This is a genomic window from Thalassoglobus neptunius, assembly GCF_007859735.1.
Classification (GTDB): domain Bacteria; phylum Planctomycetota; class Planctomycetia; order Planctomycetales; family Planctomycetaceae; genus Thalassoglobus; species Thalassoglobus neptunius.
Window position 1 is genome coordinate 1419814 of sequence record NZ_SIHI01000001.1, and the last position, 14743, is coordinate 1434556.

Annotated in this window: 10 protein-coding genes; 4 read left to right on the top strand and 6 right to left on the bottom strand. The window is 53.4% G+C overall.

Going from position 1 to position 14743, the window contains the following annotated elements; genetic code table 11:
* Positions 1-37 precede the first annotated feature (37 nt).
* The 3 genes from KOR42_RS05785 to glpK all read right to left on the bottom strand — a co-directional run bounded on the left by KOR42_RS05785 (position 38) and on the right by glpK (position 4384).
* The gene (locus KOR42_RS05785) at positions 38-1072 is read right to left on the bottom strand and encodes an isoaspartyl peptidase/L-asparaginase family protein (RefSeq protein ID WP_197440899.1); all 1035 of its coding nucleotides are present in this window, start codon (positions 1070-1072) and stop codon (positions 38-40) included.
* A 107-nt stretch (positions 1073-1179) separates the two neighbouring features.
* A complete protein-coding gene (locus tag KOR42_RS05790) occupies positions 1180-2673 on the bottom strand; it encodes a type VI secretion system contractile sheath domain-containing protein (RefSeq protein ID WP_146507845.1) in 1494 nt (497 codons plus the stop codon).
* A 220-nt stretch (positions 2674-2893) separates the two neighbouring features.
* The gene (gene glpK / locus KOR42_RS05795; protein ID WP_146507847.1) at positions 2894-4384 is read right to left on the bottom strand and encodes a glycerol kinase GlpK; all 1491 of its coding nucleotides are present in this window, start codon (positions 4382-4384) and stop codon (positions 2894-2896) included.
* Between the two features lie 493 nt (positions 4385-4877).
* On the opposite strand from glpK, the gene lpdA reads away from it, so the two are divergent.
* Positions 4878-6302, top strand: a complete 1425-nt coding sequence (lpdA, locus tag KOR42_RS05800; RefSeq protein ID WP_146507849.1) for a dihydrolipoyl dehydrogenase — start codon at positions 4878-4880, stop codon at positions 6300-6302.
* Positions 6303-6733: 431 nt separating this feature from the next.
* On the opposite strand, the gene KOR42_RS05805 is transcribed toward lpdA, so the two are convergent.
* Positions 6734-6961: a carbon storage regulator gene (locus KOR42_RS05805; RefSeq protein ID WP_146507851.1), complete on the bottom strand. Its 228-nt coding sequence runs from the start codon at positions 6959-6961 to the stop codon at positions 6734-6736.
* 583 nt (positions 6962-7544) lie between these two features.
* Between KOR42_RS05805 and dnaK the strand changes: the two genes are divergently transcribed.
* Together dnaK and KOR42_RS05815 are read left to right on the top strand one after the other, a co-directional pair.
* A complete protein-coding gene (gene dnaK / locus KOR42_RS05810) occupies positions 7545-9452 on the top strand; it encodes a molecular chaperone DnaK (RefSeq protein WP_146507853.1) in 1908 nt (635 codons plus the stop codon).
* Between the two features lie 188 nt (positions 9453-9640).
* Complete coding sequence (locus KOR42_RS05815; RefSeq protein ID WP_231740686.1) at positions 9641-11035, top strand: (Fe-S)-binding protein; 1395 nt, start codon at positions 9641-9643, stop codon at positions 11033-11035.
* 239 nt (positions 11036-11274) lie between these two features.
* On the opposite strand, the gene KOR42_RS05820 is transcribed toward KOR42_RS05815, so the two are convergent.
* Positions 11275-12426, bottom strand: a complete 1152-nt coding sequence (locus tag KOR42_RS05820; RefSeq protein ID WP_146507855.1) for a hypothetical protein — start codon at positions 12424-12426, stop codon at positions 11275-11277.
* 472 nt (positions 12427-12898) lie between these two features.
* Here KOR42_RS05820 and rplU point away from each other — a divergent pair, with 472 nt between their 5' ends.
* Complete coding sequence (gene rplU / locus KOR42_RS05825; RefSeq protein WP_146507857.1) at positions 12899-13270, top strand: 50S ribosomal protein L21; 372 nt, start codon at positions 12899-12901, stop codon at positions 13268-13270.
* A gap of 204 nt (positions 13271-13474) precedes the next feature.
* On the opposite strand, the gene KOR42_RS05830 is transcribed toward rplU, so the two are convergent.
* Complete coding sequence (locus KOR42_RS05830) at positions 13475-14590, bottom strand: aminotransferase class V-fold PLP-dependent enzyme (protein WP_146507859.1); 1116 nt, start codon at positions 14588-14590, stop codon at positions 13475-13477.
* Between the last annotated feature and the right edge of the window lie 153 nt (positions 14591-14743).

A 14743-nucleotide genomic window follows, 5' to 3' on the forward strand; every position in this document is an offset into this window, starting at 1 on the left:
GAATGCTGCGTTGCAACGATCGAAAGCGGAGAGCGACTCAATCTTTGACATGAACTTCGAAGCGGCCGTTGGAATCAGCGGCCGCTCGACTCATTCCGGGTGTGTTGAATCCGATGACGATGTTGCCGGTATGGTCGATGGCAATGACTCCTCCGCGAATTGGATGATCGGTGCTGTTCAAGACTTCACGGACGGCATCCTGGAGTGACGAACCTTTGTAGCTCATGCGTGCAGAGATGTCGTAAGCGATGGCATTTCGGATGAAGTCTTCCCCGACTCCGGTGCAGGAAACTCCGCACGTCGCGTTGTCTGCAAAGGTCCCTGCCCCAGCGATGGGAGAGTCACCGATTCGGCCGAATGCTTTATTGGTCAGTCCGCCCGTTGAAGTCGCGGCTGCAATGTTTCCGGACTTGTCCAAAGCGACACAACCGACCGTGCCCATCGAATCATCTTCCTGTTGTTCCAGAGCTTTTTTCGTGCGTTCGATTGCCTGTCGCTGGTGTTCGGTTGCGAAGTACGTGTTAGGGACGATTTCGATCGAGGCGTCCTCTTCAAACTTTCTGGCGAACTCCTCCGCCCCCGCGGTCACGAGCAGCACGTGTGGCGTTTCGGTCATCACCAGTCGGGCGAGTGAAATCGGGTTCTTGACGATGCTTACTCCACCAACGGCTCCAGTTGCCCGGTTTCGTCCATCCATGATTGTTGCGTCGAGTTCATGCTTTCCTTCCGCGTTGCAGACGGCACCTCGTCCGGCGTTGAAGTGTTCGGAGTCTTCGAGAATTCGGACAACTGCCTCGACGGTTTCAAGGCTGGATCGACCCTCTTTCAACATCGTCGATCCAAGTTCGAGTGCCTGATTCAGAACCTGAGTTCGTTGTTCAATCCATTCCGGAGAAGTCGGAACGCCCCCCGCCCCGCCATGAATGACGATGGCATATTGAGCGTCCTTTTCACTTTCCTCGGGCTGCGCCATTGCAATTTCTGCCGCTCCAAAATTGATTCCGGAGAATGTCGCAATGATGAGCAGAGCCGCTCGCAACATCTGAGATTTGTCTCGAAGCGAACGTTGCATGTGCGGTTCCATGCGCGGTTGCAAGTGCGAAGGAATTGAGAAGAATTTGGCGATGTTCGGCATGAGCACTCGTCCCTTGCGAAGAGGTTGACTGCGATTGTGTCGTTTCATTGTGAAGTCCACATTCCATGGAGGAGTGAATCCGAATCACAGAGCGATCGAATGTTCTCGAAACGAACAGCCCCGTCGTGCTTCAGTGATCGGCAAACCGACAAGCCCAGTGCTGCGATTCGATCAGCCCCTCGATCAACGAGAAACAATTCCGCACACGCTTTCAGAACTTCTTCACCCGGATCATCGTAGTAGTGAAGCGGGAGCCGTTCGATCTGGCCGGAGAGTGAATCTTGAAGCTCCCATCCCTGTTCCAAATAGCTTTGGCCGATGATAGAAGCAGCAGCGAAGGCGGAGTTCACCCACAGGTACGCATCGTGATCATTGCCATCAGGAAGTTCTTCGAAAGTAAAGCTCTCGATGGGATCCGTCTCTGCCCCATAGATGCGACGGCCTAAAAATCGTGGCAGCGTCAAGCAGACGAAACGCGTTTCAGATCGCTGCCTGAGGGCATTCCAATTCTCAGATTCCGTTTGTGACAGTCCAGTCCATTCGTCTGGATCAACACAGCTTCCAAAGTTCGAGCATCCGATGACTTCGGGGTTTGCCCCCGCAATGAATGTTGAGCCGGCGGATTGACATATTCTCGCTATCTGCGCGAGCAGTCTTGTATCGTCGAGGGAAGCGCTGAATGCAAAGTCTCCCACGACGAGTGACCAAGGAGACTCACCGGCCACCGAGGGGGAATCAACGAGCAGTTTGTACAGCGACGATTGTTGAAGACTTCCATTCTCGTCGAACTGGGCTTGGAGTGCCTCGCGATCGAGGTGCAGAACTTCGATTTGAAGTGACCTGCCGGTTTCCAGGCGTTGCGTCAGGAATCGAATTCCCGACCAGGTCGACTCGATGCTTTGGAGCCGCGGGTGATGAAGCACTTTCCGCATCGTGTGACTGATCACTTCGTCGATCTGTTCGATCCACTCCGATTGTTTGGGATCTGTTTTCGCGACAAGGAGAGGCGCGACGAGTTGGCGAACATACTGGTCCCAGTCGAATTGTTCGTTGAGAACTTGTTGTTCGAGCGGAGTTTGTCGGGCTTGCGCGAGGTCGACGGCTTGGTCGAGGAGGCTCGCTGATTCGTCTGTGCTTGTTGTGCCCTGCTCTGTTGTCGAAGTTTGCGGAGGTGTGTCTGGTTCCTGGAGCGAGTTCATTTCCTCCTGAAACGTCTTGGGATCGAGCAGCCGTTTTCTGCGGAGCCGAAGCGCATCGAACAACTCGACCGATTGAACCAGTCGGTCCGGGTGAAAGTCTTCGAATTCCGAAACCGGAACGCTCACGGTGGGACCGTTTTCGTCGAGCTGAAACTGTGCTCGTACTCCCAGTTTGGCGATCACTTCATCGAGATCATCGCAGTCGACAGCGATCGGATGCGCGGCTGGAGTTGTTGCGCCGAGATCTGCAAGGACCAGAATTCGGAATGGTGCCGATGGATCAAGCTGCGGCGGATCCTTGTCCGGGAGTTCACTTCCCGAGTACAACGTGACAGACATTGGCGGGACTCCAGACAGTTCTCAGAATCGTGATGTGTCGGATGAGGGCTTCCGTTGAATTCTATATCAGCTGCCTCATCTTACTGTTTTTGATCTTAACCGGTTTGAGGTCGTGGCGTCACGGACGATGCGATGATCGAAGCGGGAATTCGTGAGAGCGATCTTGAGATTCATCGGAAGCGACCCGTTTTAGCACATCCAGAGAAGTCACGAAGATCGTTTAATCGCGAATCCAGCCTCTTGCAGCCCGCACCGCGTGGTGCCAATCGGCCGAGAGGTTTTCTCGCTGATTGACTGACATCGCCGGTTGAAACTCGCGGTCGAGCGTCCAGTGTTCAGCAATCTCATCCATGTCGGCGTAAACGCCCGTTGCGAGACCGGCAAGGAAAGCAGCTCCGAGAGCGGTCGTCTCCTGAATTTGCGGCCGAAGCACGGGAACGCCCAGCAATCCTGCCTGAAATGAGAGGAGTGAGTTATTCACCGTCGCTCCCCCGTCGACTTTCAAGCGAGTCAGTTTGACGCCCGATTCCTGTTGCATCGCATCAAGGACATCCATGGACTGAAACGCCATCGATTGAATGGCAGCCCGGGCGATGTGCCCGGAAGTTGTTCCCCGTGTGATTCCGATGATCGTCCCTCGGGCGGAAGAATCCCAGTAGGGTGTGCCGAGACCGACAAATGCGGGGACGAAGTAAACTCCCCCGTTGTCGTGCACACTGTCGCACAACTGAGTGACCTGAGCGGATTCCTCGATGATCCCGATCCCGTCGCGCAGCCACTGCACTACAGCCCCGGCGATAAAGACCGATCCTTCGAGACAATAGGTCGTTGTCTTTCCGATCTTCCAGCCGATCGTCGTCAAGAGACCAAGTTGAGAAGTTACTGCCTGTTCGCCGGTATTGAGCAGCATGAAACAACCAGTGCCATAGGTGTTCTTGGCATCTCCGGGGGAAAAACAGGCCTGACCGAACGTCGCTGCCTGTTGGTCTCCGGCACAACCCGCAATCGGGATCTCCCGACCGAAGATCGAAGGATCTGAGTGGCCAATGATTCCGGATGAGGGCATGACTTCCGGGAGCATGCACTCGGGAATCTTCAGAAGATCGAGCAGTTCCCGGTCCCATTCCTGAGTGTGAATATTGAAGAGCATCGTACGAGATGCGTTGGTGACATCTGTCGCATGGACTCGACCATTCGTGAGTCTCCAGATGAGAAAACTGTCGACCGTTCCGAAGAGAATTTCCCCCTGCTCCGCACGTCTTCGGAGTCCAGAAATGTTGTCGAGCAGATATTGAATCTTCGTTCCGGAGAAGTACGCATCGATCACCAGGCCGGTCTTTTCCCGGATGAAGCTGTCGAGTTGATCAGCTTTTAGTCGCTTACAGATGGGGTCAGTAATTCGGCTTTGCCAGACGACCGCGTTGCAAACCGGTTGCCCGGACTTTTTGTCCCACAGAACGACCGTTTCCCGTTGATTGGCGATTCCAATGGCCGCAATTTCGGAATCAGGAATTGCGTTCGTGTCGAGAGCCTCTTTCGCCGTTTCAATCTGAGACTTCCAAATGGCTTCAGGATTGTGCTCGACGTGACCCGGAGACGGAAAAATCTGTTCGAACTCCTGCTGAGCCGATGAAACAGCATGTCCTTGTTCATCGAAGACAATCGCTCGACTGGATGTGGTTCCCTGATCGAGTGCCAACAGGTATTTCATATTTGTTCTCAATCTGCTTTCGACTCAATGGGGCCTTGAGTGTCTTGTGTTGCTGGCCGAATGATCATTGCAGGCTTTGTTTCAGTGATTCGACGATTTGAGTCATTGACTTCCACGGGAACGCCCTCGCAGGCACTGTCTCAGAAAGTTCACATTGTCACTTCCCCACTTTGAGGTACCAGGGCGAAATCCCGTCGACGTCAGGGGCGTTTACGATCGCATTTGCGTTCCCTGCGACATGAATTGGGCTCGATTCAAGGATTTGTGATCAGCTGCTCTGAATGCTTCCGACGACTGAGTTCGACTCAGGTTGTTTCATTATCGGGGAGGCCGATCGTCAACTTCAATCTTCAGGGCAGATTTCATCGGAGGATTTCGATCGGTTCGCAACTTCTTTCACGGAAAAGAGCGTCAAGATCGGGCCCTAACTTTCCCTCAGCGAAATGATGCTTTATTGTGTCGAGCTTCGCCCAACGTTGAAGAAAGAACCGTCATGCCGAATGATTCAAATCACGCTCAACTTGTCGTTCTTGGAGGGGGCCCTGGCGGTTATCCAGCTGCCTTCGAAGCTGCAGACCACGGGATGCAGGTTGTTCTCGTCGATCAGGACGCACGTCCAGGTGGTGTCTGTCTGAACCGCGGATGTATTCCTTCGAAAGCCTTACTGCACCTCGCGAAACTGATTCATGAAGCGGACGAAGCGAAGGAATGGGGGCTGACATTCACTGCCCCGGAAATCGATCTCGACAAGATTCGAGACTTTAAAGACTCCGTCATCACGAAGATGACCGGCGGAATCAAGCAGTTGTGCGATGCTCGCGGCGTGAAACTCGTTCAAGCTCGCGGTGAACTCCTGAATTCTTCGACTCTCAAACTGACGGCCCCGGATGGCACCGAGTCGGAATTGACGTTCGATCACTGCATTGTCGCCGTCGGTTCACGTCCGGCGTTTCCGAAATTCCTCGATATCGGTGACGACCGCGTCATGGACTCAACGGGAGCGCTGTCCCTTCCGGATATTCCCAAGAAGCTGTTGGTTGTCGGAGGAGGCTATATCGGTCTGGAAATGGGGTCGGTCTATTCTGCACTCGGTTCGGAAGTGACGGTCGTTGAAATGGCCGACGACATCCTTCTTGGGGCCGATCGAGACCTCGTGAAGCCGTTGCGGAAACGCCTTGATCAGCAGTTTCGAGCGATCTACACAAGCACGAAGCTGAATTCCCTGACGGCCTCTGACGCCGGAATTGTCGCCGAATTCGAAGGCAAGGGCGTTGAAACTCCGCAAACGTTCGATCGAGTGCTTGTTTCAGTGGGGCGAATCCCAAATGGTCACGGAATCGGTTTGGAAACGACTTCGGTCAACGTGACTGAACGCGGCTTTATTGAAGTCGACCGCAACATGCGAACGGCAGATCCCAAAATTATGGCGATCGGGGACGTCGCTGGGGAGCCCATGCTTGCTCATAAGGCGACCCGCGAGGCGAAAGTGGCTGTCGAAACATTACTGGGCGAACCCGCAGAGTTCGACAACGTCGCGATTCCTGCTGTTGTGTTCACAGATCCAGAAGTCGCCTGGTGCGGAGTCACAGAGACTCAGGCGAAAGAAAAAGGACTGAATATCAACGTCGTCCGGTTCCCGTGGGCCGCTTCTGGACGTGCTCAGACAATTGGTCGAACCGAAGGGATTACCAAACTCATCGTTGATGCGGAGACCGATCGCATTCTCGGAATGGGAATTGTCGGTCCCGGAGCGGGTGAATTGATCGCGGAAGGTGTCCTCGCAGTCGAAACTGCGACGGTTGCCCGCGATCTCGCCGAAAGCATCCACGCTCACCCGACACTTTCGGAAACGATCATGGAATCTGCGGAAGGTGCTTACGCCCAAGCAACGCACTTCGTACGCCCAAAGCGTCGATAGACGATTTTGATGGCGTCACCGCTGAATGATGTCACGTTGCATGGCGTCGCCTTGCATGGTGTCAGCGTACGCCCTGGAGCAGATTTCAGGGCTTGCTCAAAAGAAAAATTCCGCCGTCGGCAGGCAGCTGCCGACAAGGCGGAACTTGAAGATTGAAATTTTTATGCGGAGTGAAGAATGATTCTCCTCACCTCCGCCTCGTTTGCACTCGAAGCGACCGAATCGGTCAACATTCAACGAGTGCAACTTGAACCACTCACGTGTGGGATTCTGCAATTCATCATTGCCATGTGGCGAATTGCTCAACCGCTCACACTCAATTGCTGCTTGAGTACCTTCAGACAAGGTCACTCGAACACGCAGCAGCAATTGATTCGTTCTGGCCGGTCCGTCAATTCATGGTGTGTCTTCAATCGTTACCGATCGTCGACTTAGGATGCACTCACGAATCTCGCACTCGATTTGCCGCTCGTTTGATCAGAACTGACTGCGTCCGCTTGAGCATTCATTCGCTCAGCGACTTCACCTCGCAGAATTCTCATGACTTCCGGGGCATCAATACAAAGCTTCACACGGTTTCCGGACAATTCCGAAACCTTGATGACGATCTCGTCACCGATGTGAATTTCTTCGCCCTTTTTTCGAGTCAAAACCAACATCTTCCGCTCCTTGGTACCTGTGGTTGCATTGAGAATAGATAGCTGACCGTCTTATGATCCATCTATCTCTTGACGTGATCAGCTGTTGTTATTGTACCCCTCTATGCAGGAAAAAGACCAAAACTCAATCGTTTTTGTAGAAATTTCCAAGGCGGTTGTTCGGTGTGGTTGTAAGTCGTTATTGTTTAAAGGTTTGCGGGTTTTTCAAAAACTGGAATCAGAATTCTCCACTCAAGAGACATGGACGCTGAGCACTCACTTTGACTGTTCAACTTCCGAATATGTTGCGGCGATGCGAAATGGTGGTCCAAAATGATGCACCTGATTTTGCAGCACTCATGACTTTTGAATTGTGATGCACCGAGTGCAATTTTGGCAGTTTGTGACTCCCGCAACCTTCCAGTTAGATGTGCCACACTGGCAGCTTGGCAGCTTCTTTGAGGCCTGTTTCGTTGTTGTAAGTGTTTATTTTTTAGTGTGTTACGTGAAATTTGGAGGTTGGGTGAATCTTGGCGCAATCTTTGCCCGTTGAGATGTGAGCAATCAAGAACTCACTACCACAATTTCTGTGCGAGGATAATCAATGGCAGTTTCAGAGAAGGTAATTGGAATCGATTTGGGAACAACAAACTCTGTTGTTTCCGTCATGGAAGGTGGCGAAGCGAAAGTGATCGCCAACCAGGAAGGGGCGCGGACCACTCCGAGTGTTGTGGCGTTCAACGATAAGGGAGACGTTCTCGTCGGGGAGCCTGCCAAGCGGCAAGCTGTCACCAACCCGGAAAACACGATCTACTCCGTGAAGCGATTCATGGGCCGCCGACACAGCGAAGTCCAGTCGGAAGAAAAGATCGTCCCTTACAAAATCATCGGCGGGGCTGATGACTACGTCAAAATTGACGTGAACGGGAAAGAGTTCACTCCGCCTGAGATCTCGGCGAAGGTCCTGATGAAGTTGAAAGATGCTGCTGAGAGCTATCTCGGGCATCGCGTCAACAAGGCAGTGATTACCGTTCCCGCATATTTCAATGACGCACAGCGTCAGGCGACGAAAGATGCCGGGCAAATTTCCGGGTTGGAAGTGAGTCGGATCATCAACGAACCGACCGCCGCAGCCCTTGCTTACGGACTCGAAAAGAAAAAAGACGAAAAGATCGTCGTCTTCGACCTTGGTGGCGGAACGTTCGACGTTTCGATTCTCGAAGTGGAAGAAGGGTCTGTCGAAGTTCTTTCCACAAATGGGGACACTCATCTGGGTGGAGATGACTTCGATGAAGAGCTGATCAATTATGTTGCCGACGAGTTCAAGGAAAAAGAAGGTCTCGACCTGCGTGAGCAGCCGATGGCCCTTCAGCGTCTGCGAGAGGCTTGTGAAAAAGCCAAGAAGGAATTGTCGACGCTGCAAAGCACCGAGATCAACCTTCCGTTCATTCACGAAGCAAAGCACTTGCAGGTCACAATCAGTCGTTCAAAGTTTGAGCAGCTGATCGATCCGCTTGTCGATCGTTGTAAGAAGCCTGTCGAGTTGGCTCTGAAAGACGCCAAGTTGAGCCCCAGCGACATCGACGAAATCGTCCTCGTCGGAGGTTCGACACGTGTTCCTCTCGTCGTTGAACTCGTGAAGAAGATTTTCAACGGCAAAGAGCCTCATAAGGGTGTCAATCCGGACGAAGTCGTCTCTGTTGGTGCTGCGATTCAAGGCGGAATCATCGCCGGTGACGTCAAAGACGTTGTTTTGCTGGATGTGACGCCATTGTCTCTCGGAATTGAGACCGAGGGCGGAGTCATGACAGCACTCGTCGAGCGAAACACCACAATCCCCGTGACGAAGTCGGAAGTCTTTTCGACAGCTGCCGACAATCAGTCCGCTGTGACTGTGAGTGTGTTTCAGGGTGAACGACCGATGGCTCGCGATAACCGCTTGCTTGATCAGTTCAACCTCGAAGGTATTCCGGCTGCTCCGCGTGGCGTTCCACAGATCGAAGTCACATTCGATATCGATGTGAATGGAATTCTGAACGTTTCCGCTCGAGACAAGGGAACCGGGAAGGAACACAAAGTTACAATTCAACAATCCAGCGGATTGTCTGAAACCGAAATCGAAGCGATGCGAAAAGATGCCGAATCGCACGCCGATGAAGACAAGAAGCGCAAAGAGCTGGCCGAGGTCAAAAACCAGGCGTCGAACTTTGTGTACCAGACAGAGAAGACCTTGAAGGAGCACGAGGACAAACTCGACGAATCTTCGAAGACAGCCATCGAATCTGCGATTCAAAAGGTCAAGGATGCCGAAGGCGGCGAAGATGCAGCAGCGATCAAGTCTGCTCTTGAAGACCTCGAACAGGCGACTCACGCACTGAGTAAGCACATCTATGAAGCGTCAAATCCTTCAGGTGGAGCAGAAGGTGCTGAGCCGGGAGCGGCTCCAGAGGCAGACGCAAGTGCTGCAGCGGATGATGATGTCATCGATGCAGAATTCGAGAAGAAAGAGTGATTCTTTCGGGAGTCGACTCTTCGTCGTTCTCTGTCAATCAAAGCCCGGATGCGAGTTGTCGCCTCCGGGCTTATTTTATATCACGCTGGCTTGATCGGTAGTCTCCTCTCACTCTGCTAACTACAATCGCGGACCGATGTCCTCACGATGTTTTTTGCACCCGCCAAATCAGACTGTTGTGGAACTTCATGAACCCACCGCGCACCAGCCCGGCCGATTCTCAGTCCGTGGACAGCAAGACCGGAATGCTTGAAACAGAAAGTGTGACCGCAACGACTGAAGTTCCCGGGTTGTCCTACGAACGGTTTCTTGACTGTGTTCATTGTGGGCTCTGCACTTCTGCGTGTCCCACCTATCTTGAAACAGGAAACGAAAACGACAGCCCGCGCGGACGGATTTATCTGATGCGTGCGGTCACCGACAATCGGCTGGAACTGACCGATTCTGTCGCCCGCCATCTCGATCTTTGTCTTGACTGTCGTAGCTGCGAATCGGCCTGCCCGTCCGGGGTTGAGTATGGGCGGTTGATTGAGCCGTTTCGAGTGGCGATGCACACCAACGCGAAGACCGGGAAGCCGAAATCAGACTGGTTTCAACGTTGGGTTCTTCACTGGTTGTTTCCGTATCCCAATCGAGTACGTCTCGCACTCTGGCCAGCATGGGTGATGCAAAAACTTGGGATCGATCGACTCATGGAATCGATCGGACTCACCCGACTGTTGCCTGGAAAGCTTCAGCGGATGCAGCGACTCTTGCCGCCTCTTCAACGTCGAAAGCCACCTCTTCCAGAATTTCTTCCAGCGGATGGGCCGGTCCGTGCGACAGTTGGCCTCTTCACGGGTTGTGTCGCTGATGCGATGTTTCACCATGTGAACTGGGCAACCGCTCGGGTTCTTCAGGCGAACGGATGCAACGTCGTCGTTCCTCGAAGTCAGGGATGCTGTGGAGCAATCCATTACCACTCAGGAAGTGCCTCGCCAGCGATGGATTTCGCCATTCAGAACGCGAAGGCGTTCGCGAACGCCGGAGTCGATGCCGTCATCGCGAATGTCGCGGGATGCGGTTCAATGCTTAAGGATTACGGGCACATTGCGGAAGAGCTGGAAGTGTCAGCTGCGGATCGTGAGCTGCTCTCTCAGTGCGCTTCATCGATCAAAGACGTCTCAGAGTTTCTGTCCGAGCTGGGGCCGGTTCCGCCAACGCATCCTCTGTCTGCAAATGTGACCTATCATGATGCGTGTCATCTTTGTCACGCTCAACAGATTCGCTCGCAACCGCGGGAACTTCTCAACTTGATTCCCGAGTTGACGGTCACTCCATTGATCGAATCAGAAATCTGCTGCGGAGCGGCGGGTTCCTACAACTTGACTGAACCGGAGATGGCCGATCGGCTGGGGCACCGAAAGGTGAAGAACATTCTTCAGACCGGGGCGGAGGCAGTGGTCATGGGGAATGCCGGGTGTTCGCTACAGGTGCAGTCCGTGCTTCGCTCAGAGGATCGAGACGATATCGGCGTTTATCATCCGATGGAATTGCTCGACATGAGTTATCGGGGAGTCGGGCTGGCGAAGCAAGAGTCTTAAAGCACTGCAGTCATAACACACTGCGTTGAGTGTCTGCTGCGGCAAGTGTCAGCAATTCGCTGCACGAAAAGAGACTTTGCATAGCTTCGTCACCATTCTTCGAATCAGTCGCGATGAACTGAGGCGAAGATGTCGACAGATCGGTTGGGCATTTCGCGAATGTGAACCGGCCGAAAGCAACGTGTTTCAGTTCTCACTTCAATCACGTTGCTCAACGTCCTGCAGCGTGTGGACGCGAATTAACGCACCGCCACGGCAGTTGTGCCGGCGTCCTGGATCGGTGTTGGTTTTGCTTTCGATCGCACGAGTGCCGGGAAGCTGGCGGTAGACGCTTCGACTTGAATTCGGCGACGTTGGGCTTTCAGCTGCACGACGGTCGTTGACTTGATCTCGAGGGGTTCAACACGAACTTCAGGAGGCAAGACAAGGTCTGCTTCTTCGTCGTCCACGGATTGCGGCTCGGCATCAGCGGGGGCGCGAAGCGATCGAATGAACGGAGGAAGCGTTGAGCTGTTTTCGGTGTTCTCTGCTGGTGCTGAATTGCTCGATTGTGGAGCGTTGTCGAAATCGATCGGAGGAACAACTTCGTCCAGTTCGACGGGGGCTGCAGTGTCTCCGGATTCAATTCCTTCTTCTTCGCCGAATTCTGGTCCGACGAATGGCGGAGCATCGCTTTCTCCGATTTCTCCACCGGTTGGAGTGACTTCGCTCGGTCGGCTTCCGGTTTCCGCCCATTCTGGTGGCTCAGTTGTCGCTGGACCGAGTTGAGCTTCAGGTTGAACGGGGGCGTCATCTTCGCGTCGGCGAACTGGCTCAAAGCTGTCGTCGAGATCGCTCTCTTCCGGCTCCTGGAAAGTTTGAGGCACAACCTCGTCGCCTTGAGGCTCCGAAGGAGCGGGTGCCGACTCGGTCGGTTCCGGTTCAGGAGAGTAGTTGGCACCGGAATCGACCGGTGAATTGGCACCTGAAGGAGTCACCGTGGAGGCGCTTCCACTGACATCACATGGTCCCCCTGCTCCGCAAGGTCCGCCGCATGGAGAACAGCTGCAAGGTGCACAGGAATTGCAGCCGTTGACATAGCCTGCCCCGTTCGTGTAAGTCAATGGAGCGTAGTAGGTTGCGTAGGGTTGTGGTGACCACGTTCCGCCTCGTGGTCGATACCCTGTGTAATAGTTTCCAGCTGGCCAGTAGCCCGTTTGATACATCGGAGCGGGCGAAGCTGGGGAGCCATAGCCATATGGAGCCTGATTGAAAGCAGGTCCGTATCCGAAGATCGCGTTGTAGGTCCAGGGAATGACGCCCGCCTCGACTGGCTGTGTTGAGGTCAAGCATGTTCCGAGAAATGTCAGTAAGAGACACGTCTTGAAGTTGCGAGTGGCGAAATTCAACATGGAAATCCTCGCTTCGGAAGTCTTTGATGATTCCGGTTGCGGTTGGTGGCGTGTATTTCTTGAGTGAATCTTAGCAGAAAGTCTAACTTTACGAATCGGGGAGTCAAAGAGATTGCGGATCAATTCCCTCGTTTGTAAGAAAGGGTGGGAATTTGCAAGTCATCGGGATTGGGGAAAGGTGTTCGTTTGGCGAATCCGGGCTCGTGAAATTCGGGTTATTCTTCAAGCGAGAAACCGATCGGTTGTAGCGGATGTGAACGTGCGATCAGTGGTTGTCTGTCAGTGGAATGATCCGGACGTCTGGAAAACTCCGGAATTGTTCAAATCCGACGCTCGCAATCTTTGACGCAATATTCTACCTTTCGCGATTCGCTGGACAGTCGACCATTGGGTCGAGATTCCGGCCTGAGAGCCGGAAGGAGAGATTGTCTCTCCCCCCAATTCAGAACACGTGGAAGTCGAGAGCTGAAAAATGTTTGCGATCATTGAAGACAGTGGTCATCAATTGCGGGTCGAAGAAGGTCAAACGCTTGTTGTTGATCTTCGCAAGGAAGCAGAATTGGGACAGACGATCACCTTTGACCGTGTTCTCCTGGCAAACGGTGGTGCTGACAGCATCATCGGTGCTCCTGCCATCGAAGGTGCAACTGTTGAAGCTGAAGTCGTTGAAGACCTCGTCAAAGGACCGAAACTGGAAGTCCAGAAATTCCGTCGACGTAAGAACTCTCGCCGACACACAGGACACCGCCAGAAATACACCGGCGTTAAAATTACCGCGATCAATGTTCCGAATCTCGTTGTGAAAGAGAAAACGGAAGAAGCTCCCGCGGAAGCCGCTGAATAATTGAATTTGCTCAAACGCTGAGTGATTGAGAGCAGGCTGCAAGGCGATCACGCTCTGTTCAACTCAGGCGATGATGTGAGCCGATTCAACTGCTGATTTTGTACGAAGGACGAGTGGTCTCTGGATCTTCTCGTCCTTTCTGCATTTCAGGTGGGCCACCCTGCTCTTCTTTGTGAGCGCGAGTGCAACGAGGCGGCGAAGCAATTAGATCGCCGAGAGCGCTGACTGTAGAGCCTCACACGTGAAATTAATCTCCGCATCACTCGTTAATGGGCCAAGGCTCAATCGAAGCACGCCCTGCTCCGACGTTCCGAGAGTTTCGTGAGCGGATGGAGCGCATTGAAACCCTGCCGAGACAATCAAGCTTCGTTGTTCGAGTGAGTCCGCAAGATCACCGGGCGAAATGCCGTCGACGATGAACGCGACGGTCGGAAGCCGAGCTTGCAGAGGTTCTCGACTCACTAATTTCACGCGTGAGTCCGCCTTGAGCACTTCCTCGAAGCGGCCAATCTGAGCGCGGGCTTTCGACAATCGAACGGAAGCTTCTTCTTGATTGAGCCATTCAGTCGCAGCAGCAAGTCCTTCCAGGGCGATTCGGTCGACAGATCCGGTATCGCAATAGCTGGGGCGTTTGGGGCTCTCGGAATTTGGCGACGGAACAATCGAGCACGACGCGCTCTGGCAGTGCATCTTTGCTTGTGGAGAGCAATACAGCCCACCGATTCCCCATGGGGATTGAAGACCTTTGTGGGCTGCGAACGCTACAAAATCGACTTGAGAACGGGAAAAGTCGAGGTCGATCCATCCTGCAACCTGAGCAGCGTCGAGCAAAAATGGGACTTCATGACGATGGCAAAGCTCTCCTACTTCATTCCATGGGAGAAGGTCACCAGTGACATTGCAGGCCGCTGTCATTGCCATCAACCGAACGCGTCCGGATGTCAGAGATGTTTCGAGCATCTCAAGATCGACCAACCTGTCTTGGGTTGGAGGAATGACCCGCGTAACGATTCCCATTTCGCCGAGCTTGATGAGTGGCCGCTCCATCGCGTGGTGTTCGAATCCGCTCGTCAGGACTTCGTCTTCCGGTTGAAGCGGCTGATCGAAAAGTGCGAGCGACAATGCGGATGTGCATCCCGGAGTGAGGAGCAGATCGTCCGGATTCTCGATCCCGAAGAATTCAGCAACGCGCTTGTGACCGTGTTCGAATCTCGCTCCCCAGTCTTCGGGGGACTCTTGAAGGGCATTCTGAACTGCCTTCTGGACGGTCTCTGGTTTCGGCCAACTCGTTCCAGCATGGTTCAGGTAGACGGAGGTCATTGGCAATATTTAAGCAGGGAAAACTGCGGATTCGTGAGGACAATGGCGGAATCGGAATGTCTCTCTCTTCCCGATCGGTGAAGGGTGACAGTGTACCAAATCGGAATTGGCGATTCTCGTTCGAGTCGCTACAGTCCCCGCATCCAAGGAAAG

Bases quoted from the DNA above. Each gene is read 5' to 3' on its own strand.
- rplU (WP_146507857.1), top strand. From the start codon at position 12,899: ATGTTTGCGATCATTGAAGACAGTGGTCATCAATTGCGGGTCGAAGAA.
- KOR42_RS05790 (WP_146507845.1), bottom strand. From the start codon at position 2,673: ATGTCTGTCACGTTGTACTCGGGAAGTGAACTCCCGGACAAGGATCCG.
- glpK (WP_146507847.1), bottom strand. From the start codon at position 4,384: ATGAAATACCTGTTGGCACTCGATCAGGGAACCACATCCAGTCGAGCG.
- KOR42_RS05805 (WP_146507851.1), bottom strand. From the start codon at position 6,961: ATGTTGGTTTTGACTCGAAAAAAGGGCGAAGAAATTCACATCGGTGAC.
- KOR42_RS05815 (WP_231740686.1), top strand. From the start codon at position 9,641: ATGAACCCACCGCGCACCAGCCCGGCCGATTCTCAGTCCGTGGACAGC.
- dnaK (WP_146507853.1), top strand. From the start codon at position 7,545: ATGGCAGTTTCAGAGAAGGTAATTGGAATCGATTTGGGAACAACAAAC.
- KOR42_RS05830 (WP_146507859.1), bottom strand. From the start codon at position 14,590: ATGACCTCCGTCTACCTGAACCATGCTGGAACGAGTTGGCCGAAACCA.
- KOR42_RS05785 (WP_197440899.1), bottom strand. From the start codon at position 1,072: ATGCAACGTTCGCTTCGAGACAAATCTCAGATGTTGCGAGCGGCTCTG.
- lpdA (WP_146507849.1), top strand. From the start codon at position 4,878: ATGCCGAATGATTCAAATCACGCTCAACTTGTCGTTCTTGGAGGGGGC.
- KOR42_RS05820 (WP_146507855.1), bottom strand. From the start codon at position 12,426: ATGTTGAATTTCGCCACTCGCAACTTCAAGACGTGTCTCTTACTGACA.